This window comes from Bradyrhizobium sp. 613_E4_N2_2, assembly GCF_052075995.1.
In the GTDB taxonomy this organism is placed as follows: Bacteria; Pseudomonadota; Alphaproteobacteria; order Rhizobiales; family Xanthobacteraceae; genus Bradyrhizobium; species Bradyrhizobium barranii.
In genome coordinates, this window is record NZ_CP197234.1 from 1102665 (window position 1) to 1129411 (window position 26747).

25 protein-coding genes are annotated in these 26747 nt (G+C 64.3%); 4 read left to right on the forward strand and 21 right to left on the reverse strand.

Annotated elements, in window-relative coordinates:
• Positions 1-147: 147 nt before the first annotated feature.
• The 9 genes from AB7290_RS05190 to AB7290_RS05230 form a co-directional block, all read right to left on the reverse strand.
• Positions 148-1299 carry an ABC transporter substrate-binding protein gene (locus AB7290_RS05190; RefSeq protein WP_028151958.1) on the reverse strand — a complete coding sequence of 384 codons (1152 nt, stop codon included), beginning with the start codon at positions 1297-1299 and terminating at the stop codon, positions 148-150.
• A 90-nt stretch (positions 1300-1389) separates the two neighbouring features.
• A complete protein-coding gene (locus tag AB7290_RS05195) occupies positions 1390-1809 on the reverse strand; it encodes an acyl-CoA thioesterase (RefSeq protein WP_085403547.1) in 420 nt (139 codons plus the stop codon).
• A 25-nt stretch (positions 1810-1834) separates the two neighbouring features.
• Positions 1835-2596: a 3-hydroxyacyl-CoA dehydrogenase gene (locus tag AB7290_RS05200; RefSeq protein ID WP_085403548.1), complete on the reverse strand. Its 762-nt coding sequence runs from the start codon at positions 2594-2596 to the stop codon at positions 1835-1837.
• 25 nt (positions 2597-2621) lie between these two features.
• Positions 2622-4505 carry a feruloyl-CoA synthase gene (locus AB7290_RS05205; RefSeq protein ID WP_085403549.1) on the reverse strand — a complete coding sequence of 628 codons (1884 nt, stop codon included), beginning with the start codon at positions 4503-4505 and terminating at the stop codon, positions 2622-2624.
• Positions 4502-5311, reverse strand: coding sequence for a crotonase/enoyl-CoA hydratase family protein (locus tag AB7290_RS05210; protein ID WP_063980927.1), 810 nt, complete (start codon positions 5309-5311; stop codon positions 4502-4504). The genes AB7290_RS05205 and AB7290_RS05210 overlap by 4 nt, the downstream gene beginning before the upstream one ends.
• 252 nt (positions 5312-5563) lie before the next feature.
• A complete protein-coding gene (locus AB7290_RS05215) occupies positions 5564-6025 on the reverse strand; it encodes a DUF3237 domain-containing protein (protein ID WP_085403550.1) in 462 nt (153 codons plus the stop codon).
• Between the two features lie 12 nt (positions 6026-6037).
• Positions 6038-7357: a TRAP transporter large permease gene (locus tag AB7290_RS05220; RefSeq protein WP_071916741.1), complete on the reverse strand. Its 1320-nt coding sequence runs from the start codon at positions 7355-7357 to the stop codon at positions 6038-6040.
• A 2-nt stretch (positions 7358-7359) separates the two neighbouring features.
• A complete protein-coding gene (locus tag AB7290_RS05225; RefSeq protein WP_014498282.1) occupies positions 7360-7869 on the reverse strand; it encodes a TRAP transporter small permease in 510 nt (169 codons plus the stop codon).
• Between the two features lie 234 nt (positions 7870-8103).
• A complete protein-coding gene (locus AB7290_RS05230; RefSeq protein ID WP_135214680.1) occupies positions 8104-9120 on the reverse strand; it encodes a TRAP transporter substrate-binding protein in 1017 nt (338 codons plus the stop codon).
• Between the two features lie 260 nt (positions 9121-9380).
• On the opposite strand from AB7290_RS05230, the gene pobA reads away from it, so the two are divergent.
• Both pobA and AB7290_RS05240 read left to right on the forward strand, forming a co-directional pair.
• Positions 9381-10550 (forward strand): 4-hydroxybenzoate 3-monooxygenase, encoded by a 1170-nt coding sequence (pobA, locus tag AB7290_RS05235; RefSeq protein WP_085403552.1) that lies wholly within the window; start codon positions 9381-9383, stop codon positions 10548-10550.
• Between the two features lie 316 nt (positions 10551-10866).
• Entirely contained in the window at positions 10867-11286 is a 420-nt protein-coding gene (locus AB7290_RS05240; RefSeq protein WP_085403553.1) for a PaaI family thioesterase, read from the forward strand.
• A 146-nt stretch (positions 11287-11432) separates the two neighbouring features.
• On the opposite strand, the gene AB7290_RS05245 is transcribed toward AB7290_RS05240, so the two are convergent.
• On the reverse strand, positions 11433-12317 hold the full coding sequence (locus AB7290_RS05245) for a LysR family transcriptional regulator (protein ID WP_085403554.1): 885 nt from the start codon (positions 12315-12317) through the stop codon (positions 11433-11435).
• A gap of 121 nt (positions 12318-12438) precedes the next feature.
• Here AB7290_RS05245 and AB7290_RS05250 point away from each other — a divergent pair, with 121 nt between their 5' ends.
• The gene (locus AB7290_RS05250) at positions 12439-13074 is read left to right on the forward strand and encodes a pyridoxamine 5'-phosphate oxidase family protein (protein ID WP_085403555.1); all 636 of its coding nucleotides are present in this window, start codon (positions 12439-12441) and stop codon (positions 13072-13074) included.
• Positions 13075-13290: 216 nt separating this feature from the next.
• Here the strand turns inward: AB7290_RS05250 and AB7290_RS05255 are convergent, their stop codons facing one another.
• From AB7290_RS05255 to AB7290_RS05265, 3 genes are read right to left on the reverse strand one after another with little or no spacing between them, the layout of a single operon-like run.
• Complete coding sequence (locus AB7290_RS05255) at positions 13291-14022, reverse strand: ABC transporter ATP-binding protein (protein ID WP_063980934.1); 732 nt, start codon at positions 14020-14022, stop codon at positions 13291-13293.
• Positions 14019-15788, reverse strand: coding sequence for a branched-chain amino acid ABC transporter ATP-binding protein/permease (locus AB7290_RS05260; protein ID WP_085403556.1), 1770 nt, complete (start codon positions 15786-15788; stop codon positions 14019-14021). Before AB7290_RS05260 ends, AB7290_RS05255 begins: the two co-directional genes overlap by 4 nt.
• Before the next feature lie 5 nt (positions 15789-15793).
• Positions 15794-16834 carry a branched-chain amino acid ABC transporter permease gene (locus tag AB7290_RS05265; protein ID WP_085403557.1) on the reverse strand — a complete coding sequence of 347 codons (1041 nt, stop codon included), beginning with the start codon at positions 16832-16834 and terminating at the stop codon, positions 15794-15796.
• Between the two features lie 177 nt (positions 16835-17011).
• Here AB7290_RS05265 and AB7290_RS05270 point away from each other — a divergent pair, with 177 nt between their 5' ends.
• Positions 17012-17533 (forward strand): MarR family winged helix-turn-helix transcriptional regulator, encoded by a 522-nt coding sequence (locus AB7290_RS05270; protein WP_071916733.1) that lies wholly within the window; start codon positions 17012-17014, stop codon positions 17531-17533.
• Between the two features lie 196 nt (positions 17534-17729).
• Here the strand turns inward: AB7290_RS05270 and AB7290_RS05275 are convergent, their stop codons facing one another.
• From AB7290_RS05275 to AB7290_RS05310, 8 genes are all read right to left on the reverse strand, one after another.
• On the reverse strand, positions 17730-19013 hold the full coding sequence (locus AB7290_RS05275) for a glycerate kinase type-2 family protein (protein ID WP_135214681.1): 1284 nt from the start codon (positions 19011-19013) through the stop codon (positions 17730-17732).
• A 183-nt stretch (positions 19014-19196) separates the two neighbouring features.
• Positions 19197-20426 carry an ABC transporter substrate-binding protein gene (locus tag AB7290_RS05280; protein ID WP_085403559.1) on the reverse strand — a complete coding sequence of 410 codons (1230 nt, stop codon included), beginning with the start codon at positions 20424-20426 and terminating at the stop codon, positions 19197-19199.
• 240 nt (positions 20427-20666) lie between these two features.
• Complete coding sequence (locus AB7290_RS05285) at positions 20667-21893, reverse strand: ABC transporter substrate-binding protein (protein ID WP_085403582.1); 1227 nt, start codon at positions 21891-21893, stop codon at positions 20667-20669.
• A 142-nt stretch (positions 21894-22035) separates the two neighbouring features.
• Positions 22036-23265: an ABC transporter substrate-binding protein gene (locus tag AB7290_RS05290; protein WP_071916729.1), complete on the reverse strand. Its 1230-nt coding sequence runs from the start codon at positions 23263-23265 to the stop codon at positions 22036-22038.
• A 40-nt stretch (positions 23266-23305) separates the two neighbouring features.
• The gene (locus tag AB7290_RS05295; RefSeq protein ID WP_028151939.1) at positions 23306-24325 is read right to left on the reverse strand and encodes a branched-chain amino acid ABC transporter permease; all 1020 of its coding nucleotides are present in this window, start codon (positions 24323-24325) and stop codon (positions 23306-23308) included.
• A 2-nt stretch (positions 24326-24327) separates the two neighbouring features.
• Complete coding sequence (locus AB7290_RS05300) at positions 24328-25206, reverse strand: branched-chain amino acid ABC transporter permease (protein WP_063980940.1); 879 nt, start codon at positions 25204-25206, stop codon at positions 24328-24330.
• A 12-nt stretch (positions 25207-25218) separates the two neighbouring features.
• Complete coding sequence (locus tag AB7290_RS05305) at positions 25219-25932, reverse strand: ABC transporter ATP-binding protein (RefSeq protein ID WP_014498266.1); 714 nt, start codon at positions 25930-25932, stop codon at positions 25219-25221.
• Entirely contained in the window at positions 25929-26726 is a 798-nt protein-coding gene (locus AB7290_RS05310) for an ABC transporter ATP-binding protein (RefSeq protein WP_085403560.1), read from the reverse strand. Before AB7290_RS05310 ends, AB7290_RS05305 begins: the two co-directional genes overlap by 4 nt.
• Between the last annotated feature and the right edge of the window lie 21 nt (positions 26727-26747).

Here is a 26747-nt window from a genome sequence, read left to right on the forward strand (position 1 = left end):
GGGCCTTCGCCTCGCCGAAGCGGCTTCGGCCGCGCAGGCGGGACAAGCCCGGGCATGACGACCTCGGTAGGCAATTCGCCCCAGAAGAAAAACAAAAGAGCCGGCCCAACGGGCCGGCTCTCGTCGTCTCAAAACTCTTGTCGCGCCTTACCTCACGAGCGTGTACTTGCCGTTCTTCACCGTGAGCAGGATGCGCGAGCGCTCGTCGAGGCCGTAGCGGTCCTTTTCGGTGAAGTTGTAGACGCCCTGGCTCGCTGCCAGCTCCTTCTCCGACAGCAGCGCCTGGCGGATCGCCTCGCGGAATTCCGGCGTGCCGGGCTTTGCGGTTTTCAGCGCCGTCGGAATGATGCGCTTGAGGATCTCGAACGCATCGTAGGAATGACCGGCGAACTGGCTGCGGCTGTTCGGGCCGTACTTGGCCTCATAGGCGGTGTTGAGCGCCAGGCCCGGCTTCTTGGTGGCGGCCTCGTCGGGCTGGTCCTCGGGGTCCATGACGGGACCGGAGGCCATCAGCACGCCTTCCGCTGCTTTGCCGGCGATGCGGATGAAGTCCATGCTGGCGGCGCCATGGGTCTGGTAGATCAGGCCCTGATAGCCGCGCTCGCGCAGCTCGGTCTGCGGCAGCGCGGCCGCGGTACCGGAGGCGCCGACCAGGATCGCGTCGGGGTTGGCGGCGACGAGCTTCAGCACCTGTCCGGTCACCGAGGTATCAGGGCGGGCGAAGCGCTCCTCATCGGCGATGGTGATGCCCATCGGCACGGCCTGGGCCTTCAGGTCGTTGAACCAGAGGTCGCCATAGGAGTCGGAATAGCCGATATAGCCGACGGTCTTCACACCCTTCGACTTCATGTGGTCGTACAGCACCTTGCCCACGATCGGGATCGGCTGCGGCATCGCCACCGACCACTTCATGCGCTCAGGCGTGATCGGGAACGGCGCCAGGCCGAAATGCGGAATGCCGGCCTCGTTAGCGACGTTGGAGACGGCGATGGTCGGCGGCGTCAGCGCCGAGCCCATGATGATGTCGGCCTTGGATTCGGTCACGAAGCGGCGGGCGTTGGTGGTCGCCGTGGTGGGATCGCCGCCGTCGTCGAGCACGATCACCTTCAGCGGCACGCCGCCGATCTCCTTCGGCACGAATTCCAGCGCGTTGCGCTCGGGAATGCCGAGCGCCGCGCCCGGGCCGGTCGTGGTGGTGGTGATGCCGATGGTGATTTCGCTAGTCTGGGCCAGCGCAGGCAGAGCCGGCAGGGCAAGCGTCGCCGCGGCGATGGCGGCGGTCAGGTAAAAGCGTTTCATCTATTCCTCCCTTGACGTGTTTCTTTGAAAGCAGAAATCGGGGGGTAATTCAGCCCCCTCTTTTGGTGATGCGGCGATTTAGCTCCAGACCTAGCTCCCCGTGAATTTGGCTACCATTTCGGCCGGAAACGGTGCCGATTTCAGCTTGTCGGGGTTAACGGGATCGCGGCGGACCAGGACGCGGGTCTCAAAACCCTCAATCGCCAGCGCCTCGCCCTTGTAGACGTTGTGCTTCACCTCGAAGCTCGAGCGCTTGATGCTCTCGATCTTCGTCTCGATGGTAATCCAGTCGCCATAGGTCGAGGGGATGTAGAACTTGGACCGCGTGTCGACCATGGGGATGCCCACCAGGCCGTATTTGCGGACCAAATCCTGCTTTGAGAATCCGGCGACCTCGAACAGGGTCGACGTCGAATCGTCGAACATCGCGAAATAGCGCGGGTAATAGACGATGTTGGCGGGGTCGCAGTCGCCCCACTGGATCTGGACGTCGCGCCGGTTCACGAACATGCGATGGCCCTGCTTTCGTTGCGCCTTACTTCGGCGCCATGCGCAGCGAGCCGTCGAGGCGCACCACTTCGCCGTTCAGGTACGAATTCTCGACCATGTGCAGCGCGAGCGCGGCGAACTCGTCGGCGTGGCCGAGCCGGCGCGGGAACGGGATCGCGGCGGCGAGCGAGTCCTGGGCTTCCTGCGGCAGGTTGGCGAGCAGCGGCGTCAGGAACAGGCCGGGCGCGATCGTCAGCACGCGGACGCCGAACTGCGCGAGCTCGCGTGCGATCGGCAGCGTCATGCCGACGATGCCGCCCTTGGAGGCGGAATAGGCCGACTGGCCGATCTGGCCGTCATAGGCGGCAACGGACGCCGTATTGATGATGACGCCGCGCTCGCCGGTCGCCTGCGGCTCGAGCTTGGACATCTCGGTCGCGGCGAGGCGCAGCATGTTGAAGGTGCCGATGAGGTTGACCTTGATCACCTTGTCGAAATCGGCAAGCGCCATCGGCCCGTCGCGGCCGACCACGCGCTTGGCGACGCCGATGCCGGCGCAATTGACCAGCACGCGCGCGGGTCCATGCGCCTTGGTCGCCTGCGTGATCGCGGCCTCAGCCGAGGTGGCATCGGAGACGTCGCAGGTCACGGCGACGCCCTTGAGCTCGGCGGCGACGGTCTCCGCAAGCTTGGCATTGAGGTCGAACACCGCGACCTTGGCACCCTGCGCCGCCAGCTTTCGCGCGGTCGCCGCGCCCAGTCCCGATGCACCGCCGGTAACGATGACTGCCTGATCCTTCAACAACATGGCGTTCTCCTTTGGCGATGGTTTCTTAGCCGACCGATATCACACGGTCCGATGGATTGGCAGCGTAGAGCTCCTCGATCAGCGCGTCGCGATGTTCCAGCACCGCGCGCTGGTTGATCGAGCCCTTGTCGGTGACTTCACCCTTGTCGATCGAAAGCGGCGTATCCAGCAGGATCGCGCGCGTGATCCGCGTCGAGGAACCGGTGGCCGAAGACAGAAAGCCCGTCAGGCGCTCGCGGAAGGCCTCGCGCACCAGCCGGTCGCGGGCGGTGACGGTGAGATCGTCGGCCGGCAGCGTCGGGTTGATCAGCCGGCAACCGTCGAGATCGAGCAGCACCAGCGCGGAGATTTCGTCGCGGTTGATGCCGGCGATGACGACGTCGCGCACCAGCGGCGCGCAGGCGGCGACGAAGCGCGCACGCAGCGGGCCGACACTGACCCAGGTTCCGCTGCCGAGCTTGAAGTCTTCGCTGACGCGGCCGTCGAAATCGAAGCCGGCGTTGAGATCATCGGGATCGACGGGCTTGAGCGCGTCGCCCATCTTGTAGAATCCTTCCTCGTCGAAGGATTTCGCGGTGATGTCGGGTTGGCGCCAATAGCCGGGCATCACGTTCGGCCCCTTGGCACGCACTTCCATCTTGCCGTTGTTCGGCACCAGCTTGGCGTCATTGCCCGACACGGGCAACCCGACATGGCCGGAACGGCTGGTGCGCGGATTGACCGACATGAAGAACGGCGCGGTCTCGGTGGCGCCAAGGCCGGTCAGCATCGGCACGCGGTAGCCCTTCTCCTTCACCGCGAGCTCGTCGAGGCTGTTCCAGACGAACGGCGACAGCGCGGCGCCCGAGAAGAACATCGCGTGCAGCCGGTCGAAGAACTTTGCGCGCAGGCCCTGGTCGTCGCGCAAATACGGCAGCAGCGATTCATAGCCCTTGGGAACGTTGAAATAGACCGTCGGTGAAATCTCCTGGAGATTGCGCACGGTCTCCTCGATGCCGCCCGGCACCGGCTTGCCGGCGTCGAGATACATCGAGCCGCCATTGTAGAGCGTCAGCCCGATATTGTGGTTGCCGCCAAACGTATGATTCCAGGGCAGCCAGTCGATGATGACGGGCGGCTCGTCCTTGAGGAAGGCGAGCGTCTCGCGCAGCATCACCTGGTTGGCGCAGATCATGCGCTGGGTGTTGATGACGGCCTTGGGATTGCCGGTCGAGCCCGAGGTCAGCAAGAACTTTGCGATCGTGTCGGGGCCGATTTTGTCGTGTATCGCGTCGAGATCGCCGTGGAGCGGCGTCGCCATGAGGTCGGCGAGCAGGGTGACGTCGCGGCCCGGCACGCTGCCCCAGGACGCGGCGATCTCGGTGCCGAGCGTGACATTGGCGGCGAGCGCATCCGCGAACTTGCTGGCGTCCTCGGCGAAGACGAGGCCGGGCGTCAGCAGCTTCATCAGGTAAGAGAGCTTGCCGTAATCCTTCGACACCAGCGAATAGGCCGGCGAAACCGGGCAGAACGGAATGCCGGCATAGAACGCGCCGAACGCCAGCAGCGCGTGGTCGATCGAATTGCCTGAGAGGATGACGACTGGCCGCTCCGCCGACAGGCCGCGCGCAATCAAGCCGGAGGCAATGTGCCGGCTGGCGGCGAGCAGCTCGGCGTAAGTGATCTTGCGCCAACCGCGGCCGCCTTCGCGCTCGGCCATGAAGACGCGGTCCGGCGTCGTCGTCGCCCAATGATGCAGGCGGTCGGTGAGGCGGACCGGATAGTCGCCGAGCGGCTGTTTGGGCCGCAGATAAATCGTGCCGTCGTCGCGCCGCTCGATGTTGACGACGGGATCGCCGAACGAAATGGGCCGCAGCGGGGAGGTGCTCGCGCCGCGCTCCATGCTGGAAGAGGACGGCTGCCCGCTCATGACTTCGGCTTCACCTTTGCGGTCTTGTGTTCGAGGAATTCGCGAATCCTGCGTTTTGCCTCTTTGTCGCTCTGCGCAACCGTTGCCATCAGCGATTCCATCAGCAGGCCGGCCTGCGGATTGGCCTCCGCGATCATCGGCAGCGCCTGGAGCACGGCGAAGTTCGTCAGCGGCGCGTTGGAGGCGACCTTGGTCGCAAGCTCCAGCGCCTTGCCGAGCCCGTTGCCGGCCTCCGTCACATATTGTGTAAAGCCGTAGGAGGCGCCTTCGGTCGCGCTATAGACGCGGCCGGTCAGCATCATGTCCATCATCCTGGCAACGCCGATCAGCCGCGGCAGCCGCACCGAGCCGCCGCCGCCGACGAAGATGCCGCGCTGCCCTTCCGGCAGGGCGAAATAGGTCGAGGGCTCGGCGACGCGGATATGGGCGGCGCAGGCAAGCTCCAGCCCGCCGCCGATCACCGCGCCCCGCAGCGCAGCGATCACAGGCACGCGGCTGTACTGGATGCGGTCGAACACCCGGTGCCACATCTGGGAATGCAGGAGGCCGCCGGTCGCGTCGTGGTCCTGAAGCTCGGAGAGGTCGAGACCGGAGGAGAAATGATCGCCGATGCCGTGGATGACGACCGCGCCGATATCCTCGGGCAGGGAGGCAAAGCACTCGCCGATTTCGAGGATAATGCCGTCATTGAGCGCATTGCGCTTGGCCGGCCGGTTCAGGCCCACGGTCAGAACCCGGTCCGCCCGCTCGATCCTCAAAAGCCCGGAGGCGCCCGCGTCAGCGGTCTCGGCGTTTCCCTGTGTCATTTGCGTCCTTGTCAGAATAGTTATGTTGTATAACGAATTCTGGGGGAGTCAAGGAGGGCGGGAGGATATCACCCCTGGCGGGGATTGAATTGCCTGGGTCTCATCCGGCGGTCAGGGGTCTCTACGGCCTCGTGATACGCTGCTGTTGCCACATCCTCCGTCATTGCGAGCGCAGCGAAGCAATCCAGAGTCTCTCCGCGGAAAGATGCTGGATTGCTTCGCTGCGCTTGCAATGACGAGGTGGCAGCTTTCTCACAGCACCTGATGCACGTCGATCACCACGCGATCGGCATGGCGTGCGGCTGAGCCGACAAAAACGTGCTCCATCAGCCAGCGATATTTTTCGTGCCCCGTCTCGAACTTCGGGACTGTGCGGAAATAGATCAGCTTCGGATCGACCGGCTCGCCGCGCTTGAGCTTTTGCAGCAGCTCGACCGGGCCGAAGCGCATGCCCTTGTTCTCGACATAGACGATAGCGCCGTCATCGGTCTCGAAGGCGTATTTCGCTTCGAGATCGATCAGCTCGTTGGGGCGGATGGTCTGGAAGTCGGCGCCGAACGGCAGCACCTTGCCGGTGATCGTGCCGGTCACCTCGCCGCCGATAATCGGAATGATGCGGCGGACCCCAATGCCGGTCTCGCCGGCCGTGACGACGTCGCCGATCTCAGCGGTGACGGTGAAGACGTATTTGGTCTCGAGCGCCGGTGTGGTCATCGCTTCACCTCGTCAGTGCGCCATCATCCGTGTCGGCAGCCAGGTCGCGAGCAGCGGGAACGCGATCAAAATCACCAGCCGCACCAGATCCGTCGCCACGAACGGGATCACGCCCTTGAAGATCGTGGAGAAGGAAACGTCCTTCACCACGCTCTTGATGACAAAGACGTTCATCCCGACCGGCGGATGGATCAGGCCGAGCTCGACGGTCATCACGATGATGACGCCGAACCAGATCGGATCAAATCCGAGATGCGTGATGACGGGAAAGATGATCGGCACGGTGAGGATGATCATCGCCATGGCGTCCATCAGGCAGCCGAGCACGAGATACATCACCATGATCAGCGCCAGCACGCCGTAGGGGCCGAGACCGAGACCGGTGAGGAATTCGGTGACCTTCTGCGGCGTCTGCGTCACCGTGAGGAAATAGCCGAAGATCAACGCGCCGATCAGCACGGTGAACACGGCGGCCGCGGTGCGCGTCGCCTGCAGCAGCGAGGCCAGGATCTTCTCGCGGTCGAGCCGCCCCGTGACCACGCCGATGATGAAGGCGCCCGCGGCGCCGACGCCGCCGGCTTCGGTCGGCGTGAAGCGCGGCAGGAACGGCAGGCCGTAGAGGCCGCCGATCACGAACACGAACAGCAAGACCGGCGCCCAGATGTCCTTCAGGCCCGCAAAGCGCTCGCGCCACGGCAGCACCTTGCCCTTGGGCAGGAAGTCCGGGCGGAAATGACCGATCAGGAAGATCGTGATCATGTACATGGTCATCGCCAGGAGGCCCGGAATGATGCCGGCGATGAAGAGCTTTCCGATGTCCTGCTCGGTGATGATGCCGTAGACCGCGAGCACGGTGGACGGCGGCAGCATCGCGCCCAGCGTGCCGCCGGCGGCGATCACGCCGGTGGCGAACGATTGCGGATAGCCGAAGCGGCGCATCTCGGGATAGGCGACCGCGGAGAAGGTCGCGGCGGTCGCGACGGAGGAGCCGCAGATCGCGGCAAAGCCGCCGCAGGCGCCGACGGTGGCGATGCCGAGCCCGCCGCGCAGATGCCCGACGAAACCGTTGGCGGCGCGGAACAGCTCGCGGCTCATGCCGGAATTGCTGACGAAGGAGCCCATCAGCAGGAACATCGGGATGACGCCGAACGTGTAGTCGGTGACCGTACGCATCGAGGTCTGGCCGACCAGTTTCAGCGCCGCAGTGCCGTTGACGAGATAGGCGAAGCCGGTCACGCCGACGAGGCCCATGGCCATGCCGACGGGCACGCGCAGCAGCATCAGGACGAACAGGGAAACGAAGCCGATTAAGGCGACGGCATCGGTGCTCATGATTACTCCGTCGCCTTCAATTTGGGATCGTGCATGTCTTCGGGATGGAAGATCAGGCGGTAGGTGCGGATCGCGATCAGCAGCACGGCCGCGGCATCACCGATCCACGCGACCGCGAAGAACGGCCAGGTCGGCATGTGCATGTCGAAGGTCTGGACATTGTCGTTGTAGGTGCCGCGCACCTTGTCGAACAGCGTCCAGGTCTGCACGGTGACGACGAACAGCAGCACCAGCGTTGCGAACACGTCGATCCAGCGCTGATAGCGCGGCCCAACATTGCCCCAGACAAGGTCGACCGTGATGTGGGTGCCGCGATAGGACGTCGCCGCGATGCCCCAGAAGATGAGAATGCCGAGCAGCATGCGGCCGATATCGAACGAATCGGGGATCGAGTAATTCAGTGTGTTGCGCAGCAGCACCGACAGGAAGATGTCGAGCGCGACGATGCCGACGAAGCCGGCCGCGATCCATTCGATCGTGTCGATGATGCGGTCCATCCAGGAGCGCTTCATGGGAGGTGTCACGTCGTGTGCTGTCATTGTTTGATCTCGGTCTCGCCGCGCACTTCACCTCGCCCCGCTTGCGGGGAGAGGTCGAATTCGAGCGTCGCTCGAATTCGGGTGAGGGGGACTCTCCGCGAATCGAGCTGTCACCGTCTCTGCGGAAGCAGCCCCTCACCCCAACCCTGTCCCCGTAAGAACGGGGAGGGGGGGAAGAAGAGAGCCGGCCGCGGCCGCAGCTTGGCGTCACTCCGCCAGCGCGTTGTACTTCTTCAGCGACGCCTTGAGCTCGCTAAGCGCCGCGTCGGGATCGGCGCCGGCCTTCTTGGCGCCTTCTCCCCAGGTCTTGACCAAGGGATCGGCGGCCTTCTTCCAGGCGGCGGTCTGTTCCGGCGTCAGCTTGTAGACCTCGTGGCCGGCTTCCGCCTTCACCTTGTCGACGCCGGCGTCCTCGAACTTGCCCCAGTGCTCGCCGACCACGCCGGCCATCTCGGTCGAGCAGTTCTTGTCGACCGCGGCCTTCTGCTTGTCGGACATCGCGTTGTACTTGTCCTTGTTGATCACGAACACGAAGGTCGTGGTGTAGAGCGGCGCCTCCATGTCGTACTTGGTCACCTTGTCGATGCCGAACAGCACCAGCGAGCCCCAGGGGAAGGTGACGCCGTCGGCAACGCCGCGCTCGATGATGTCGCGGACCTCAGGTGCGGAGGACTGCACATTGGTGCCGCCGAGTGAGGTGACGAAATTCGCCATGGTGGCGTGCGCGGGACGGATCTTCAGGCCCTTCACGTCCTCCGGCATCACGATCTTCTTCGTCTTGGAATGGAACGACGAAGGCGAGTGGACGAAGGCGAGGCAGTATTTGACGTCCTTCATCTCCTTCTCGGCATATTTGCGATACCAGGCATCCAGGCCCATCGAGCCGCCCTTGGCGTCCGAGATCAGGAACGGCAATTCGCCGGCGCCGACGATCGGGAAGCGGCCGGGCTGATAGCCGGGATTGACGTAGGTGACGTCGGCGATGCCGTCGCGCGCCATGTCGTAATGGTCGAATGCCTTGCCGAGTTGCTGGGCGGGAAACACCTTGCCCGTGATGGTGCCGCCGGAATCCTTATTCACCGCGGCCACCCAGTCTTCCAGGGACTTCTGCAGCGGATGCGAGGCCGGCACCCAGTGCGAAACCTTCAGGTCGAAGGTCTTGTCCTGCGCGAACGCGGGGCTCACGCTTGCTGCCAGCAGCAACGCCAGACAGGCTTTCCTCATCGGTCGTCTCTCCCTGTTTCGACGGCGGGCTTCGATGGCCCGGTCTCATTAATTAACATGTTATCTAATTTGCCGGCGCGTTCAAGCCGGAACTGGCGCGGCGTGCCGCCGCGTCATCTACGTCAGCCATGTTGCATGGATTTGTCGCTGCTCGGGCGCACTCCCCTTTTGCCCAACGATTATATGATATAATTATCTTGCGCGGACCGACGCGACAAGCGAGCCGCGGCGAAAACCTACAGGATCGGGAGGAGCAAGTATTGCGGACAAAAGTCGCAATCATCGGGGCCGGGCCGGCCGGATTGTTGCTTGGGCAACTGCTGCACCAATACGGCATCGACAATGTGATTCTGGAGCGGCAGAGCCCGGACTACGTGCTGGGCCGCATCCGTGCCGGCCTCCTCGAGGAGGGAACCGTCGCGCTGCTCGACCAGATCGGCGCCAGCGCGCGGGCGCATGCCGAAGGCCTGGTGCATGAAGGCATCGAGCTCGCCTTTTCCGGCCGCCGTCACCGCATCGACATGAAGGCCGCGACCGGCAAGACGGTCATGATCTATGGCCAGACCGAGGTCACGCTCGACCTGATGAATGCGCGCAAGGCCGCGGGTCTCACCTCGGTCTACGAGGCCAAGGACGTGCAGCCGCATGATTTCGACGGCAGTCGGCCGCGCGTCACCTATGTCAAGGACGGGGTCACCCACACGATCGATTGCGACTTCATCGCCGGCTGCGATGGCTTTCACGGCGTCAGCCGCGCCAGCGTCCCGGCCACGGCGATTGAGGAGTTCGAGCGGATCTATCCGTTCGGCTGGCTCGGCATCCTCTCGGAGACGCCCCCTGTCAGCCACGAGCTGATCTATTCCAACCACGCCCGCGGCTTTGCGCTCTGCACCATGCGCTCGACCAAGCGCAGCCGCTACTACGTGCAGTGCGCGCTCGACGACCATGTCGACCAATGGCCGGACGACCGCTTCTGGGACGAATTGAAGCGCCGGCTCGACCAGGAGGCGGCCGACAGTCTGGTCACGGGCCCCTCGATCGAGAAGAGCATTGCGCCGCTGCGCAGCTTCGTCGCCGAGCCGATGCGGTTCGGCAAGATGTTCCTGTGCGGCGACGCCGCCCACATCGTGCCGCCGACCGGTGCGAAGGGGCTGAACTTAGCTGCCAGCGATGCGCATTATCTGTCGAACGCACTGCGCGAATTCTACGACGAGAAATCCAACGCCGGCATCGACGCCTATTCCGCCACGGCGCTGGCGCGGGTCTGGAAAGCGGTGCGCTTCTCCTGGTGGATGACCTCGATGCTGCACAAATTCCCCGACACCGGCACCATCGGCGGGCGCATCCAGCTCGCCGAGCTCGACTACGTCACGCAGTCGCAGGCCGCGGTGACGTCGCTGTCGGAGAACTATGTGGGGCTGCCGTTTTAGGAGGGTGCCGTAGGGTGGGCAAAACGCAGCGTGCCCACCAGCTTTTGCGTTTGCTATGAGATGGTGGGCACGGCGCGATGCGCCTTTGCCCACCCTACGGCATCGCGTGTTTTCTCCACATCGTCATTGCGAGCGAAGCGAAGCAATCCAGACTGTTTCCGCGGAGAAAGTCTGGATTGCTTCGTCGCTTCGCTCCTCGCAATGACGGGAGTGCCCATTTCAAACACCCGCGCAAATTCCGTTTAAAACTTTGTAGGTGATGCGTCCGTCACGTCCATCGCGTTCAATGGCGCCAGCCAGCAACGCGAGACACGCTATGACCGACACCGACATCCCCGACGGCTTCGAGCCGCTTTCCCGCAAGAGTCCGCTCACCGAGCCGTGGGAGCCGCTCTACGCGAAGAAAACCGACAAGGCCGTGATCATCGGCCTGCGTCTCGCCAGGCCGCACACCAACGGCCGCGGCCTGATCCATGGCGGCCTCATCGCCGCACTCGCGGACAACGCCATGGGCTATAGCTGCGCGCAGATGACGAACTGGACCATCTCGTTCGTCACGATCTCGCTCACGGTCGATTTCGTCGGCTCCGCCGAGATCGGTCAGTGGCTCGCGATCGAGAGCGACGTGATCCGGACCGGCAAGACGATCTGTTTCGCGCAATGTCTGGTGAAGGCGGACGACACCGTGATCGCGCGCGCCAGCGGGACATTTCGGGTGGTTCCGAAGAAGGGGTAAGGCCCTCGTGCCCCGGACGCGGTGCGGCGCGAAGTGCCGCTCCGCAGAGCCGGGGCCCATCCATCCGCGGCCCTTGCTCTGGCCTTCTGGGGCCCGGCTCTGCGCAGCAACGCTACGCGTTGCAGCGCGTCCGGGACACGAGACCATCACCCAAACCGCCACTCCGCCGTCTCCACCACGAGATCGACGAACGCCCGCACCTTGGCCGACAGCAAACGCGAGGTCGGATAGACGATGTGGATCGGCAGCGCCGGCTGCTCGTATTTCGCCAGCACGATTTTTAGCCGCCCGCGCTTCAACCCCTCCGCGGCCTGATAGGCCAGCACCCGCGTGATGCCCCCGCCGGCTTCTGCATATTGCAGGGCGGCGTCGGCGCTGTTGCTGGTAAAACGTGGCGTCGGCGTCCACTCGATATCGCGGCCGTCCTGCACGAAGTGCCAATTGGCGTAGGGGCCGAACGCGATGGTCTGGTGCGCGAGCAATTCCTGGGGCGTCTTCGGCTCGCCGTGGCGCTTCAGGTAGCCCGGCGTCGCCACCGTGATCCGCCGCATCTCGCCGACCTGGCGTGCGACCAGCGAAGAATCGGCGAGATGGCCGATCCGCACCGCGGCATCGACTGCGTCCTCGACGAGATTGACGAGGTTGTCCGAGAGCCTGAGCTCGGCCGTGACCTCCGGATAGCGCTTGAGATAATCGGTCATGACCGGCGAGACATGCAGCCGCCCGAAGCCGAGGGGCGCCGACACCACCAGACGGCCGCTCGGCCGGTTGCGCTCCTCGCGCGCGGAGCCGTCGGCCTCCTCGACATCGGCGAGGATGCGCCGCGCGCGCTCCAGATAGCGCGTGCCGACATCGGTCAATCTCACCTGCCGGGTGGTGCGCTGCAGCAGCCGCGCGCCGAGATGCTCCTCCAGCGCCGCGATCAGCCGCGTCACGGCCGACGGCGACAGCTGCAGCTTGCGCGCCGCCGGCGCAAAGCCGCGCAGATCGGCGACGGTGACGAAGACGTGCATGGCTTCGAGGCGGTCCATGGTATTATTGCATATATCGCAATGATTAAGTGTCAAGTGGCCAGATTGTTTTGCCCGCCGGAAGGTCCATCTTAGACAGCGAAAGACGCAGGGATGCGCCGGGATTTCAGGAGATGTTCCGATGACGGCAACTCACACCTACGCCAGCGACGTCGCGTTCACGCCGGCGGTGAAATCGATCCAGACCCGAAAGGGATCACGCGAAGGCTATGCTCATGCCGAGCAGCGCGGATGGCGCACCGAGGTCGATGAGAACCTCGCGGCGTTCCTGGCTGACGCCAGCAGCTTCTATTTCGCCACCGCCTCGGCCGATGGCCAGCCCTACATCCAGCACCGCGGCGGCCCGAAGGGGTTTCTGAAGGTGCTGGACAAGCAGACGCTGGCTTTCACGGACTACGCCGGCAACCGGCAATACATCACGCAGGGAAACCTGTCCGAGAATCCCAAGGCCTATATCTTCGTGATGGACTACGCCCATCGCCGCCGCGTCAAGATCTGGGGCGAGGCGCGCGTCGTCGAGGACGACGAGGCGCTGACGACGTCGCTGATGCCCAAGGGCTACCGCGCGCGCCCGGAGCAGGTGATCCTGTTCAAGATCGCAGCGTGGGACACCAACTGCCCGCAGCACATTCCGCAGAAGTTCGATGCGCCGGATGTCGCGGCAGCGCTGGCGGCGAGGGATGCGAGGATCGCGGAGCTGGAAGCGGAGGTCGCGGCGTTGAAGGGAAAAGCGAGTCTGCCTTCAAGCGAAAGCTAGTCCGGCTCGCACGGTGTACCCTCTCCCCTTGCGGGAGAGGGTGGCTCGTCGCGTAGCGACGAGACGGGTGAGGGGTTTCTCTCCGCCTGCGATGGTCCCACGTCGCAATTGGCGGAGAGAGCCCCTCATCAGGCGCGATAGCCGCCGATGCGAAGCATCGGCGTTCTTAAGAACGGCGGCCGAAGGCCGCGAAGGGAAGCGGACCTAGCCAAGAAATCAGATCACACTCGCGCCTTCGTGCTGGAAGCCGAGATAGCTGGCCGCGACGCGCTCGTTCGCCGCGACATCGCTCGCCTTGCCGCTGAGCACAAACTCGCCGAGCTCCATCACATAGGCCTGGTCCGCGATCTTCAGCGCGGCTTGTGCGTTCTGCTCGACCAGAAGCACGGAGACGCCGCTGGCGCGCAGCTCAGTGACGATGCGGAAGATGTCGGCGACGATGATCGGGGCGAGGCCGAGGCTCGGCTCGTCCAGCATCAAGAGCTTCGGCTCGCCCATCAGTGCGCGGCCCATCGCGAGCATCTGCTGCTCGCCGCCGGAGAGGGTGCCCGCGAGCTGCTTGCGCCGCTCCTTCAGCCGCGGAAACAGCGTGTAGACGCGCTCCATCGAGGTTTTCGCCTTGCTGCGCTCGATGCGGAAGGCCCCGAGCTCGAGATTGTCCTCGACATTCATGGTCACGAACAATTCGCGGTGCTCGGGGACGAGGCCGAGCCCCATCGCGACGCGGTCCTCGATGTCGAGCCGTGACAGATCCTGCCCTGCGAAGGCGACGCGGCCTTTCAGCGGCAGAATGCCCATGATGGCGGAGAGCAGCGTGGTCTTGCCGGCGCCATTGGCCCCGACGATGGTGACGATCTGGTTGGCGCCGACCTCGAGCGAGACCGAACGCACGGCCTCGACCTTGCCATAGGCGACATGTGCGTCGGCGACGGACAACAGCGCGCTCATGCCGCCACTCCGAGATAGGCCTTGATCACTTCGGGATTGGTCTTGATCGTGGCGGGCGTGCCTTCCGCGATCTTGGTGCCGAAATCGAGCACCACGATGCGGTCGGCGAGGTTCATCACGAAGCCCATGTCGTGCTCGACAAGAAGCACGCTCATGCCGCCGTCGCGCAATTCGCGCAGCAGCGCGGCAAGGCGCTGCTTCTCCATGTGGCGCAGGCCGGCGGCCGGCTCGTCGAGCAGCAGCAGCATCGGATCGACGCACAGCGCACGCGCGATCTCGACGATGCGCTGCTGGCCGAGCGAGAGCGAGCCTGCGAGCTGATGCATCTGCTCGGCGAGGCCCACGCGCTCGATCTGGCGGGCGGCCTCCGCGAGCAGCCTCGCTTCATCGGCGCGGTCGAGCCGCAGCATCGAGGAGATCGGTCCCGAATGGCCGCGCAGATGCGCGCCGATCGCGACATTCTCCAGCACGGTCATGTCAGGGACGAGCTTCACATGCTGGAAGGTGCGGGAGATGCCGAGCTTGACGATCTCCTGCGGAGGCGCCCTGTCGACCTTCTTGCCGAGCACCGAGATCGAGCCCGATGTTGCCGACAGAACGCCGGTGATCAGGTTGAATGTCGTGCTCTTGCCGGCGCCGTTCGGTCCGATCAACGCGACGATCTCGCGGGCCTGCACGTCGAAGGAGACGTTGTTGACCGCGATCACGCCACCGAACTGCTTTCGCGCCTTCTCGACCTGGAGCAGGACCCCGGACTGGCCGGCCGCGCGGGTGCGCTGCTCCAGTTTCAGCGAGGTGTCCGGCTTCTTGCCGCGGGTTCGCTCGGGCAGGAACGACATCAGCCAGGGCCAGACGCCGCCGGGCGCAAGCTGGAGCAGCGCCACCAGCATGATGCCGAACACGATGGTCTCGACCTGTCCGGAGCCGGGCAGGATCAGCGGCAAATAGCTTTGCAGCACCTCCTTCAGGACCACGACGATGGCCGCGCCCAGCACGCCGCCCCAGACATAGCCGGCGCCGCCGACCACCGCGATGAAGAGATATTCGATACCGGCCTGTGCGCCGAACGGCGTCGGGTTCACCGCGCGCTGGAGATGCGCGTAGAGCCAGCCGGAGAGGCCGGCGAGCACCGCGGCATGGATGAACACCAGCAGCTTTGCGCGCGGCGTGTGCACGCCGAACGCTTCGGCCGCGACGTGTCCGCGCCGCAGCGCGCGGATGGCGCGGCCGGTGCGGGAATCCAGCAGGTTCATCGTGAGCAGGGCCGAGAGGATCACGGCAACCCAGATCGCGTAATAGATCGAGCCGGGCGAGAGCATCTTGAACGAGCCGATCGACAGGGGCGGGATCGCCGAGATGCCGTCGTTTCTTCCCAAGAATTCCAGCTTGCTGAAGAGATAGAACAGGCCCAGCCCCCAGGCGAGCGTGCCGAGGGGCAGATAGTGCCCGGAGAGACGGACGGTCACCAGCCCGAGCAGCACCGCCAACGATCCGCTGACCAGCAGCGACAGCGGCAAGGTCAGCCACGGCGACAGGCCATAGGCCGTCGACAGCACCGCGGTGGTGTAGGCGCCGAAGCCGACGAAAGCCGCCTGGCCAAACGAGGTCAGGCCGCCGACGCCGGTGAGCAGCACGAGGCCCATCGCGACGAGGGCGGCAAGGCCGATATTGTCGAGCAGCACGATCCAGAACGGCGGCATGCCCGGGAGATGCGGGATCGCCGCCATGAGAAGCGCGAAGACGAGGATGGGAAGCCGGCTCTGCATGCGCGTCAGTCCTTCTCTTCCTCGACCGCGGGCGCGGCGAGCGAGCGCAGCAGCAGCACGGGGATCAGCAGCATGAAGACGATCACTTCCTTGTAGTTGGAGGCGTAGAAGGACGAGAACGCCTCGACGATGCCGACGACCAGCGCCGCGACGGCGGTGAGCGGATAGCTGACGAGGCCGCCGATGATCGCGGCAACGAAGCCCTTCAGGCCGATCAGGAACCCGGAGTCGTAATAGAGCGTCGTGATCGGCACGATCATGATGCCCGACAGCGCGCCGATGACGGACGCCAGCAGGAAGGCGATCTGGCCGGACAGCGTGGTGCGGATGCCGGCAAGGCGGGCGCCGAGCCGGTTCACGGCGGTCGCGCGCAGCGCCTTGCCGTAGAGCGTCAGCCCGAAAAACAGCCAGAGCCCGACGATGAAGGCGATGGTGATGCCGTAGACGGTGATGCTCTGGCCGGTGAAGCGCAGTGCACCGGCGGTGAAGGAGCCTGATAGCACGGCAGGTCCGCGCTGGCCTTCGGCGCCGAAGAACAGCAGGCCGAGGCCCTGCAGCGCCAGGTGGACGCCCACCGATGCGATCAGCAGCACCAGCACGGAGGTGTGCGCCAGCGGCTGGAACGCGATGCGGTAGAGGTAGAGGCCGATCATCGCCACGATCACCAGCGACAGCGCGATGCAGACCGCCACCGGCGGCTTCTGGGCGGCGAAGTAGATGGTCAGCGCCAGCACGATGGCCGGCAGCACGACGTTGGTGACGAGGCTGCGCACGATCAGGCGGCCGTGCAGCGCCTTGCGCGCCACGAACAGGTCGAACACGAAGGCGCCGATGCCCAGCGCCAGCGCGAGCTTTGCCGTGCCCGGCATCTGGCCCGCGGCCAGCGAGGCATAGGTCAGCGCGCCGTAGGTGACGAATTCGCCCTGGGGAATGAGGATGACGCGCGTGACGGCGAACACCAGCACCAGCGCCAGGCCGAGCAGCGCATAGATCGCGCCATTGGTGATGCCGTCCTGTACCAGGAACAGCATGATGGTGGTATTCAAGACCGGACGCTCCCCCTCAAAGATCGGGACCGGGCTCCGCAATTGCGGTGGACGGTCCGCTCACAGCCATTGAAACGCTGACGATATTTGATATGGTCCATAACAATTATCAAATATAACTTCAAGGGTGGGGCGGACGACCCGCCCCGAATTTAGCGGGATCACGAGCACGAGGCGATGACCGTTTCCAAAACCGCTGAAAAGTCTTCTGAAAAGCCCGGCGACGCGGCCAAGGGCCGCAAGGACGCGGCCGAGGCCCAGCCTGAAGCCCTCCAGCTTGGCGAGCTCTCCGAACAGCTCGGCTACGTGCTGAAGCGGGCGCAGCTCAAGGTGTTCGAGAACTTTTTGCGCTGCATGGCCTCGCTCCAGCTCACGCCCGCGCAGTTCTCCGTGCTGCTGCTGGTCGAGAAGAATCCGGGCCGTAACCAGACCGAGATCGCCTCGACGCTGGGCATCCTGCGCCCGAACTTCGTGGCGATGCTCGACAATCTGGAGAGCCGCGACCTCTGCGCGCGGATCCGCTCCACCAACGACCGCCGCTCGCACATCCTGGTGCTGACCGACAAGGGCAAGGCCGTGCTGACCCGGGCGAAAAAGCTCGTCGCCACCAAGCACGAGTCCCGGCTGAACGAGCTGCTCGGGCAGGCCAACCGCGAAGCCCTGATCGGGATGCTCTCGAAGATCGCGAACGAGTTTTGAGGCCCGGCTGTCATCGCCCGGCTTGACCGGGCGATCCAGTACTCCGAGACGTTTGTGATCGAACCGATAGGCCGCGGCGTACTGGATTCCCCGCCTGCCGCCTACGCTAAAGCTTCGGCGCCCCTGGACCTCAACCCCGGCGAAGCCTTGGCGTAGCCGGGTCGCGGGGAATGACAGTGAGACCTGGGCAGGCGCCTCAATCCACCAAGATCACCCTGATATCGTTCACGTTCGTCAGTGTCGGTCCCGGCATCAGCAAATCGCCGGTTGCCTCGAAGAACGTCGTCGCGTCGTTGTTGTCCAGGTACGCCTGCGGCTGAAGCGCCAGCGCCTTCATCTTGGCGAACGTCGCAGCATCAATCAGCGCGCCCGCGGGATCGGTGGGATGGCCGGCGCCGCCATCGGCGCCGTCGGTGTCGCCGGCGAGAGCGGAAACATCAGGCGTGTCCTTCAACAGGCCGGTGAGCGCCAGCGCGTATTCCTGGTTGGGGCCGCCGCGCCCATTGCCGCGCACGGTAACGGTGAGTTCGCCGCCGGAGAGGATCGCGAGGCGCTTGCCTTGCGCGCGCGCCTGAAGCGCGAGCCTGGCGTGATCGGCTGCGACCTCGCGCGCCTCGCCTTCGAGATCGGCGCCGAGATCGATGGTCTCGTAGCCAGCTTCCTTGGCGAGCTTCACCGCGGCGTCGAGCGATTGCTTGGGCCGCGCGATCAGCTCGAAATGCGCGCGGGCAAAGGCGGTATCGTCAGGCTTAGCGCTTTCGTTGGCGGGATCGTCGAGCGCGCGGCGGACGGCGTCGTCGATGACGAGCTTGTACTTCGCGACGATCGCGCGCGCATCCGCCAGCGTGGTCGGATCGGGCACGGTGGGGCCGGAGGCAATGGCGGACGGATCGTCGTGCGGCACGTCGGAAATCGCGAGCGTCACGATCTCGGCGGCATTCTTGCCGGCGCGCGCCAGCCGGCCGCCCTTGATCCGCGACAAATGTTTCCGGACCGTGTTCATCTCGCCGATCGGCGCGCCCGAGCGGAGCAGCGCCTTGTTGACCGCCTGCTTCTGCGCGAAGCTGATGCCGTCCACCGGCGCGATCCAGTTCGCCGAGCCGCCGCCGGTGAGCAGCACCAGCAGCAGATCGTCGGGCCCGGCCTCGCTCGCGAGCGCGAGCGTATCGGCGGCGCCCTTCAGGCCGGCTTCATCGGGAACGGGATGGCCGGCCTCGACCACGCGGATGCGGCGGGTCGGCACGCCGTAGCCATGGCGCGTGGTGGCGATGCCGACGAGGCGCTCCGGCGCGAGCTTGAGCGTGTCGAGATAATGCCGCTCGGCTGCCGCGGCCATCGCACCCGCGCCCTTGCCGGCGGCGAGGCAGATCACACGCCCTTTCGGCGCGGGCCGCAGATGCGGCGCCAGAATCGTGCTGGGATGGGCGGCGGCAACGGCGGCGTCGTAGAGCGCGCGGAGCAGGGGACGTCGGTCGGTCATGGCGAAGGCCTTCAGCGAACTGAAATGATGGCGACAAAATCGCCGGCTCCCTGCCTACCGCATCAGGCGCCAAAGCGTAAGCGGGCTTTACCATCATTCGATTGTGCAATCGCGTGATCATAATCCGCGCGCAAGCAAAAGCCCCCTGCGATGGCCGCGCAGGGGGCTCTCTGTCGTTTGGGGTTAGCCGCCGACGTCGGCGCTGATCACGTCTCCGAACAGCTCCCACTTCTCGCCCTTGAACTTCTCGAGTTGAAGCTGGCTGATCGGCGCGAAATCGGTCGGCGAGGTGTTGACCTTCACGCCCGGCAGCAGCGCCTCGGTGCGGAAGTCCTTCAGGTTCGCCGCCTGCTTCATGATGTTCTCGCGCGTGAGATTGTCACCGCACTGCTTCAAGACCTGGACCAGTGTCTGCGCCACGGCATAGCCGACGATCGTGCCCTTATCGAGCTTGTCGCCCTCGGGGAAGTATTTGGTCATGAACGCCAGAAACTCCTTCATGCCGGGATCGTTGTTCCACGCGGGATCCGACACGTCCTTGAGATAGTCGGCCGAGATGATGTCCTGGCCGTTCTCGAAGCCGGCCGGCTTCATCACGCTGCCGACGGAGGCCGAGACGTTGTTGAGGAAGTGCAGCGGCTTCCAGCCGATCTCGGAATTCTTCTTGATCGCTTGCGCGGCGAATTTCGGCGTCGTGATGTTCATGAAGACGTCGGCGCCGGTCGACTTCAGCTTGACGATGTGGTTGTCGATGGTCGGCTCGGAGGTCTCGTAGCTCTCTTCGATGATGATCATCGAGGCGGCTTTCGAGCCGAGGCCATCCTTCAGGCCCTTGAGATAGTCCTTGCCGTAATCGTCGTTCTGGAACAGCACGGCGATCTTGGCGTCCGGCTTGTTCTTCAGCAGCCACTTCGCATAGATCTGCGTCTCGCTCTGGTAATTGGGCTGCCAGCCCATCGTCCAGGGGAAGTTCTGCGGATCGTTCCACTTGGTGGCGCCGGTCGCGACGAACAGCTGCGGCACCTTCTTCGAGTTCATGTATTTGTGGATCGCCGAGTTCGGCGGCGTGCCGAGCGAGTTGAAGATGAACAGCACCTCGTCGCTCTCGACCAGCTTGCGAGCCTGCTCCACCGTCTTCGGCGGCGAGTAGGCGTCGTCATAGGAGATGTAATTGATCTTGCGGCCGTTGATGCCGCCCTCGTCGTTGATCTTCTTGAAGTAGGCGGCTTCGGTCCGCCCGATGATGCCGTAGGCGGAGGCCGGTCCGCTGTAGGGCATGATGTTGCCGATCTTGATTTCGGTGTCGGTCGCGCCGGTATCGTATTTCTTCTGGGCCGATGCAGTGGAGGCCGAGGCCGCAATGAGCGCAAGCGCCAGTGACGCGGCCGCAAGTTTGCCGGTGACAGCGGGCATTCCTATCTCCCTATTTTCTTGGTGTGTGTGCGTCCCTTTTCTTGGCTTGATGATTTTTGGCGGCGCGGAGGCAATTCAATACGATTTACCGGGAGCCTTCAACAGAAAGCCCCCGCGGCTGTGTCGCAGGGGCTGCTCCTTTAGTAGTCAAGGACCGGCGCGCGCTCGTGTGCGACTGCGAGACGGCGCCGCTGTCTTGAGTTGATTAACCAGTCGGAGGCGATTTTGAGTTGCGCGGCTTCAGTGGCCGAGCTCGCTCGAGATGATGTCGCCGAACAGCTCCCATTTCCTGCCCTTGAACCGCATCATCTGGAGCTGCTCGATCGGGGCGAAATTATCGGCGGAGGTGTTGATCTTGATGCCGGGCAGCAGCGTGTCGGGCTCGAAATCCTTCAAGGAAGCGGCCTGCTTCATGACGTTCTCATGGGTGAGCTCGTCGCCGCACATCTGCAGCACCTTCACCATGGTCTGGGCCGCGGCATAGCCGAACACCACGCCGGCATCGAGCTTGTTGGCCTTGGGGTCGTACTGCGCGAGGAAGCTATAGAACTTCTTCATGCCGTCATCGGCATTCCATTGCGGGTCGGAGCCGTCCTTGGTGTAGCTCGCCGACAGGATGCCTTGCGAGATCTCCATGCCCGCGGGCTCGAGCACGCCGCCGACCGACGCCGAGACGTTGGAGATGATGTGGACCGGATGCCAGTTGATCTCGGCCGCCTTCTTGATCGCCTGCGCGGCGAATTTCGGCGTGGTGATGCTGAGGAAGACGTCGGCGCCCGAGGCCTTCAGCTTCACGACGTGCTCGTCGATCGCAGGCTCCGACGTGTCGTAGCCGTCTTCGAGCACGATCATCGACGCCTTGGCCCCTAAGCCGTCCTTCAGCCCTCTCAGATAGTCCTTGCCGAAATCGTCGTTCTGGTAGAGCACGCCGATCTTCGCGTCCGGCTTCTCCTTCATGATGTATTTGGCGTAGATGCGCGCCTCGCTGGCGTAGCTCGGCTGCCAGCCCATGGTCCACGGATATTGCTTCGGATCGTTCCACTTGGAGGCGCCGCTCGCCACGAACAGCTGCGGCACCTTCTTCTCGTTCATGTATTTGCGGATGGCGCCGTTGGTGGAGGTGCCGAGCGAGCCGAAGATCAGCAGCACGCCGTCGCTCTCGACCAGCCTGCGCGCCTGCTCCACCGTCTTCGGCGGCGAATAGCCGTCGTCGTAGGAGATGAACTTGATCTTGCGGCCGTTGATGCCACCCTCGGCATTGATCTTGTTGAAATAGGCTTCCTCGGCCTTGCCGATCGCGGCATAGGCGGAGGCCGGCCCGCTATAGGGCATGATGTTGCCGATCTTGATCTCGGTATCGGAAGCGCCGCTGTCGTATTTCTTTTGCGCCAGTGCCGGGCTGCTCACCGCAGTGCACAACGCGAGCGCGGCCGAAACGGCCGCAACCTGAAATCGAACGACAGTCATCTTTCTCCACCCGGAATGGATCGGCGCCGCATTGAACAAGATTGACGCCTGACGTCAACAAAAAGCCCCCGCGGTCGCCCGCGGGGGCTTTGTCAGATTTGACTAGACTTGAACTGACCAGACTTGGACTATTGCGTCAGCGTCACTCGGAGGCGACGTCGCCGCTGATGATCTCGCCGAACAGTTCCCACTTCTCGCCCTTGAAGCGCTGCATCTGGAGCTGCGAAATCGGGGCGAAGTCGGTGGCGCTGGTGTTGATCTTGACGCCGGGCAGCAGCGTGTCCGGTGCAAAATCCTTCAAGGAAGCGGCCTGCTTCATCAGGTTGGCGCGGGTGAGGTCGTCACCGCACATCTCCAGCGTCTTGACCAGGGTCGACGCCGCGCCGTAGCCGTAGACCATGCCGGTGTCGGTCTTGTCGGCGCCGGGCATGTACTTGTCGACGAACTCGTTCCACTTCTTCATGCCGGGATCGTTGTTCCACTGCGGGTCGGTGGAATCCTTGGCATAGGCCGCCGACAGCACGTCCTGCGAGGCCTCGAAGCCGGCCGGCTTCATCACGCTGCCGACCGAGATCGACACGTTGGTGAGGATCTGGAGCGGCTTCCAGCTGAGCTCGGCGGTCTTCTTGATGGTCTGGGCCGCGAACTTCGGCGTCGCGTAGATCAGCAGCACGTCGGGATTGGCGGCCTTGATCTTGACGATGTGGCCGTCGATCGACGGCTCGGAGATCTCGTAGCTCTCTTCCATGATGATCATGGACGCGCCCTTGGCGCCGAGACCGTCCTTGGTGCCCTTGAGGTAGTCTTTGCCGAAATCGTCGTTCTGGTAGAGGATCGCGACCTTGGCGTTCGGCTTTTCCTTCATCAGCCATTTCGCGTAGATCTGCGCTTCGCTCTGGTAGGAGGGCTGCCAGCCGATGGTCCAGGGGAAGTTCTTCGCGTCGTTCCACTTGGTGGCGCCGGTGGCGACGAACAGCTGCGGGATCTTCTTGGCGTTCAGGTACTTCTGGATCGCCGTGTTCGAGGGCGTGCCGAGCGGATTGTACACGGCCAGCACTTCGTCGCTCTCGACCAGCTTGCGGACCTGCTCGACGGCCTTCGGCGGCGAATAGGCGTCGTCATAGGTGACGAAGTTGATCTTGCGGCCGTTGATGCCGCCTTTGTCGTTGATCATCTTGAAATAGGCTTCTTCGGTCTTGCCGATGATGCCATAGGCCGACGCCGGACCGCTGTACGGCATGATGTTGCCGATCTTGATCTCGGTATCGGACGCGCCGGTGTCGTATTTCTTCTGGGCAAGTGCTGCGCCGGAGGTGAGGGTCGCGACCGCCGTTACGAGTGCGGTGGTTCGCAGTATTCTTCCGAAAAGCAATTGGGTCTCCTTGGTTAAAACAACAGTCTGGATGGACGTTTCAGTTCTTCCTGAGCCGACCGGCGAGTTGCTGGCCCAGGATCGCGACTTGCCTTGCGCCATGCGGCACGAGGTAGATGACGAGGAACAGGAGCACGCCGAACACCGCGCCGGAGAGGCCCTTGGAGATGCCCTCCGCGATGTTCGGCACGAAGATGATGAAGGCAGCGCCGACGATCGAGCCGGGCAGCCAGCCGACGCCGCCGACGACCATGCCGAGGAACAGCGAGATCGCGAGCGTGATGGTGTAGCTGTCGGGCGCGACGAATTGCACCGCGATGGCGCCGAGCGAGCCGGCGATGCCGGTGATGGCGGCGGAGACGCCGAAGGCCAGCGTCTTGTACAGCGCGACGTCGACGCCCATCGCGGAGGCCGCGATCTCGTTGTCGCGGATCGCCATGAAGGCGCGGCCCGAGCGGGAACGCAGCAGGTTCACCGAGAAGATGTAGATCGCAATCACGACCACGAGCGTGAAGTAATACAGCCACATGTCCTGCGACATCGGCAGCCCGAACGGCGCGTCCGGCTTGGTGACGACGAGGCCCTGCACGCCGCCGGTCCAGTGCTCGAGGAAGTTCAGCTTGAGGAGCTGCGGCATGGCGGTGGCGAGCGCGAAGGTCGCAAGCGCGAGGTAGACGCCGGAGAGCCGCAGCGCCGGCTGCCCGAACAGGAAGCCGAAGCCGAAACAGACGACGCCGGCGATCGGCAGCGTCAGCGCGTAATTGACGTTGAAGTGCTCCATCAGCACCGCTGTCGTATAGGCACCGACCGCGTAGAACGCGCTCTGGCCGAGCGAGAATTGGCCGCTTCCGCCGGTCAGGATGTTCAGCGCCAGCACCGCGAGCCCGTAGATCAGGAGCATCGTCATCTGGAAGATGATGAAGTTCTTGACGAAAACGGGTGCGATCAGCAGTGCCGCGAGCACCACCAGCGAGGTGCCGGTGCCCAGCGTCATGGCCCGCTTCGGAACAGCCTCGACCGCCTCGTGGCCTTCTGCAACGACTTCTTCTGCAGCGCTCATGATCAAACTCGCTTGACGATGTGCCGGCCGAACAGGCCAGCGGGTTTGACGACCAGGACGGAGATGATCAGCGCGAGCGCGATCGGGAGCTTCAGCTCATTGCCGACGCCGGGGATGTAGGTGCCGGCGAGGTTCTCGAAGATCCCGACCAGGAAGCCGCCGACCACGGCGCCGAACGGGCTGGTGAGACCGCCGAGCACCGCGGCGGCAAAGCCGTAGATCAGCACGCCGCCCATCATGTTGGGCTCGAGGAACACGACAGGGGCGATCAGCATGCCGGCGATTGCGCCGATCGCGGTCGCCATGCCCCAGCCGAGCGCGATCATCCAGGACGTGTTGATGCCGACGAGGCGGGCCGATTCAGGCACCGAGGCGGCCGCGCGCATGGCCAGGCCGATGCGCGTGTACTGGAAGAAGAAGTAGAGGCCGAGCAGCAGCAGCACCGTGACGCCGATCATGCCGGCCTGGTGGGTCGAGATCAGCTGGCTTCCCAGGAACGGCGCGGAGCCGAACGGGGTCGGGTACTGCTTGATGGTGAAGTCCCAGATCAGGCCGGCCGAGGAGTTGATGATCGCAAACAGGGCGATGAAGCCGGCGACGTTGGTCAGCACCGGCGCTTTCGCCAGCGGCTTGAACAGGATGCGCTCGATCGCGATACCGGCGACGAAGGAGAGCGCCAGCGTGAGGATGAAGGCGGCCCAGTAAGGCACGCCCCACTGCATCAGCTGCCAGGAGATGAAGGTCGAGAACATCGCCATCTCGCCCTGCGCGAAGTTGAGATGGTCGATCGCCTGGTAGATCATGACCACGGCGAGCGCCATGCAGGCGTAGATCGCGCCCGTGGCGATGCCGGCCAGCACTTGGTTGGTGAACAGCTCCATCGTGCCGGCTCCTCAGTAACCCAGATAGGATTTGCGGATTTCTTCGTTGTTCGCGATGTCCTTGGCATTGCCCGACATCACGATGCGTCCGGTCTCGATCACATAGGCCTGGTCGGCGAGCTCGAGCGCGAGCTGGGCGTTCTGCTCGACCACCAGGATCGACACCTTGTCCTCGCGATTGATCTTGCCGAGGATGCCGAACAGGTCGCGCACGACCAGCGGCGCCAGTCCGAAGGACGGCTCGTCGAGTAGCATCAGGCGCGGCCGCAGCATCAGCGCACGGGCGACCGCGAGCATCTGCTGCTCGCCGCCCGAGAGCGTGCCGGCCTGCTGGGTGTGGCGCTGCTTGAGCACCGGGAAATGCGCGTACATGCGCTCGATGTCGGAAACGATGCCGGCGCTGTCCTTGCGGGTGATGGCCCCGAGCTGGAGGTTCTCCTCGACCGTCATGGTCGTGAAGGTGCCGCGGCCCTGCGGCACGTGGGCGATGCCGAACCGCACGATGCTCTCGGTGGAGCGGTTGCTGAGCGGCTTGCCTTCGAACTCGATCGCGCCGGTGGAACGCACCATGTTGCAGATCGCGCGCAGGGTGGTGGTCTTGCCGGCGCCATTGGCGCCGAGCAGCGTCGTCAACGATCCCTCGTTGAGCGAGAAGGACAGGCCATGGAGCGCCTGGACCTGGCCGTAATAGGCGCGCAGGTCCTTGACGTTGAGCAGCGTCGTCATTGGTCCTTGCTCCCGAGATAGGCCTTGATGACGTCGGGGTCCGCCTGCACCTGGGCCGGCGTGCCTTCCGCGAGCTTCTTGCCGAAATTCAGCGCGACGACGTGGTCGGCGATCGACATCACGAGGCCCATGTGGTGCTCGACCAGCAGCACGGTCATGTGGCGGTCGTCGCGGATGCGGCGGATGAGGTCGCCGAGCAGATAGACTTCCTCGTGGTTGAGGCCGCCGGCCGGCTCGTCGAGCAGCAGGATCTTCGGGTCTGCCGCGAGCGCGCGCGCCAGCTCGACGCGTTTCTGCGTGCCGAAGGGCAGGCCGGACACGATGGTGTGGGCGACGTCCTCGAGCTTGAGATAGGCGAGGATCTCCTGCACCTTCTTGTTGACCTCGGTCTCGCTGCGCCGGACCCAGGCGAGCCGAAGCGAGTCGCTGATGATGTCGCTGGAGGTCTTCGAATGGGCGCCGACGCGGACGTTGTCCATCACCGAGAGGTTCGGAAACAGCGCCACGTTCTGGAAGGTGCGGCCGATGCCGATCTCGGCGATCCGGTGCGGAGGCCGCGACAGGATGCTCGCGCCTTCCATCAGGATGTCGCCCGACGACGGCTGATAGAGCCGCGAGAGGCAGTTGAAGAGCGTGGTCTTGCCGGCGCCGTTGGGGCCGATCAATCCGAGGATCTGGCCCTTGTGCATGTCAAAGGACACGCCGTTGAGCGCAATGATGCCGCCGAACACGACGCTGACGTCGCGAACCGCGAGCAGGGGCGATGTCCCCCGCGCGAGCTGTGCCTGCGTCATCTCGTCTCGCCCACATACGTC

What these genes read in the sequence shown, in the direction of transcription:
- AB7290_RS05190 (WP_028151958.1), bottom strand. Translation starts at nt 1,299, where the DNA reads ATGAAACGCTTTTACCTGACCGCCGCCATCGCCGCGGCGACGCTTGCC.
- AB7290_RS05195 (WP_085403547.1), bottom strand. Translation starts at nt 1,809, where the DNA reads ATGTTCGTGAACCGGCGCGACGTCCAGATCCAGTGGGGCGACTGCGAC.
- AB7290_RS05200 (WP_085403548.1), bottom strand. Translation starts at nt 2,596, where the DNA reads ATGTTGTTGAAGGATCAGGCAGTCATCGTTACCGGCGGTGCATCGGGA.
- AB7290_RS05205 (WP_085403549.1), bottom strand. Translation starts at nt 4,505, where the DNA reads ATGAGCGGGCAGCCGTCCTCTTCCAGCATGGAGCGCGGCGCGAGCACC.
- AB7290_RS05210 (WP_063980927.1), bottom strand. Translation starts at nt 5,311, where the DNA reads ATGACACAGGGAAACGCCGAGACCGCTGACGCGGGCGCCTCCGGGCTT.
- AB7290_RS05215 (WP_085403550.1), bottom strand. Translation starts at nt 6,025, where the DNA reads ATGACCACACCGGCGCTCGAGACCAAATACGTCTTCACCGTCACCGCT.
- AB7290_RS05220 (WP_071916741.1), bottom strand. Translation starts at nt 7,357, where the DNA reads ATGAGCACCGATGCCGTCGCCTTAATCGGCTTCGTTTCCCTGTTCGTC.
- AB7290_RS05225 (WP_014498282.1), bottom strand. Translation starts at nt 7,869, where the DNA reads ATGAAGCGCTCCTGGATGGACCGCATCATCGACACGATCGAATGGATC.
- AB7290_RS05230 (WP_135214680.1), bottom strand. Translation starts at nt 9,120, where the DNA reads ATGAGGAAAGCCTGTCTGGCGTTGCTGCTGGCAGCAAGCGTGAGCCCC.
- AB7290_RS05240 (WP_085403553.1), top strand. Translation starts at nt 10,867, where the DNA reads ATGACCGACACCGACATCCCCGACGGCTTCGAGCCGCTTTCCCGCAAG.
- AB7290_RS05245 (WP_085403554.1), bottom strand. Translation starts at nt 12,317, where the DNA reads ATGGACCGCCTCGAAGCCATGCACGTCTTCGTCACCGTCGCCGATCTG.
- AB7290_RS05250 (WP_085403555.1), top strand. Translation starts at nt 12,439, where the DNA reads ATGACGGCAACTCACACCTACGCCAGCGACGTCGCGTTCACGCCGGCG.
- AB7290_RS05255 (WP_063980934.1), bottom strand. Translation starts at nt 14,022, where the DNA reads ATGAGCGCGCTGTTGTCCGTCGCCGACGCACATGTCGCCTATGGCAAG.
- AB7290_RS05260 (WP_085403556.1), bottom strand. Translation starts at nt 15,788, where the DNA reads ATGCAGAGCCGGCTTCCCATCCTCGTCTTCGCGCTTCTCATGGCGGCG.
- AB7290_RS05270 (WP_071916733.1), top strand. Translation starts at nt 17,012, where the DNA reads ATGACCGTTTCCAAAACCGCTGAAAAGTCTTCTGAAAAGCCCGGCGAC.
- AB7290_RS05275 (WP_135214681.1), bottom strand. Translation starts at nt 19,013, where the DNA reads ATGACCGACCGACGTCCCCTGCTCCGCGCGCTCTACGACGCCGCCGTT.
- AB7290_RS05280 (WP_085403559.1), bottom strand. Translation starts at nt 20,426, where the DNA reads ATGCCCGCTGTCACCGGCAAACTTGCGGCCGCGTCACTGGCGCTTGCG.
- AB7290_RS05285 (WP_085403582.1), bottom strand. Translation starts at nt 21,893, where the DNA reads ATGACTGTCGTTCGATTTCAGGTTGCGGCCGTTTCGGCCGCGCTCGCG.
- AB7290_RS05295 (WP_028151939.1), bottom strand. Translation starts at nt 24,325, where the DNA reads ATGAGCGCTGCAGAAGAAGTCGTTGCAGAAGGCCACGAGGCGGTCGAG.
- AB7290_RS05300 (WP_063980940.1), bottom strand. Translation starts at nt 25,206, where the DNA reads ATGGAGCTGTTCACCAACCAAGTGCTGGCCGGCATCGCCACGGGCGCG.
- AB7290_RS05305 (WP_014498266.1), bottom strand. Translation starts at nt 25,932, where the DNA reads ATGACGACGCTGCTCAACGTCAAGGACCTGCGCGCCTATTACGGCCAG.
- AB7290_RS05310 (WP_085403560.1), bottom strand. Translation starts at nt 26,726, where the DNA reads ATGACGCAGGCACAGCTCGCGCGGGGGACATCGCCCCTGCTCGCGGTT.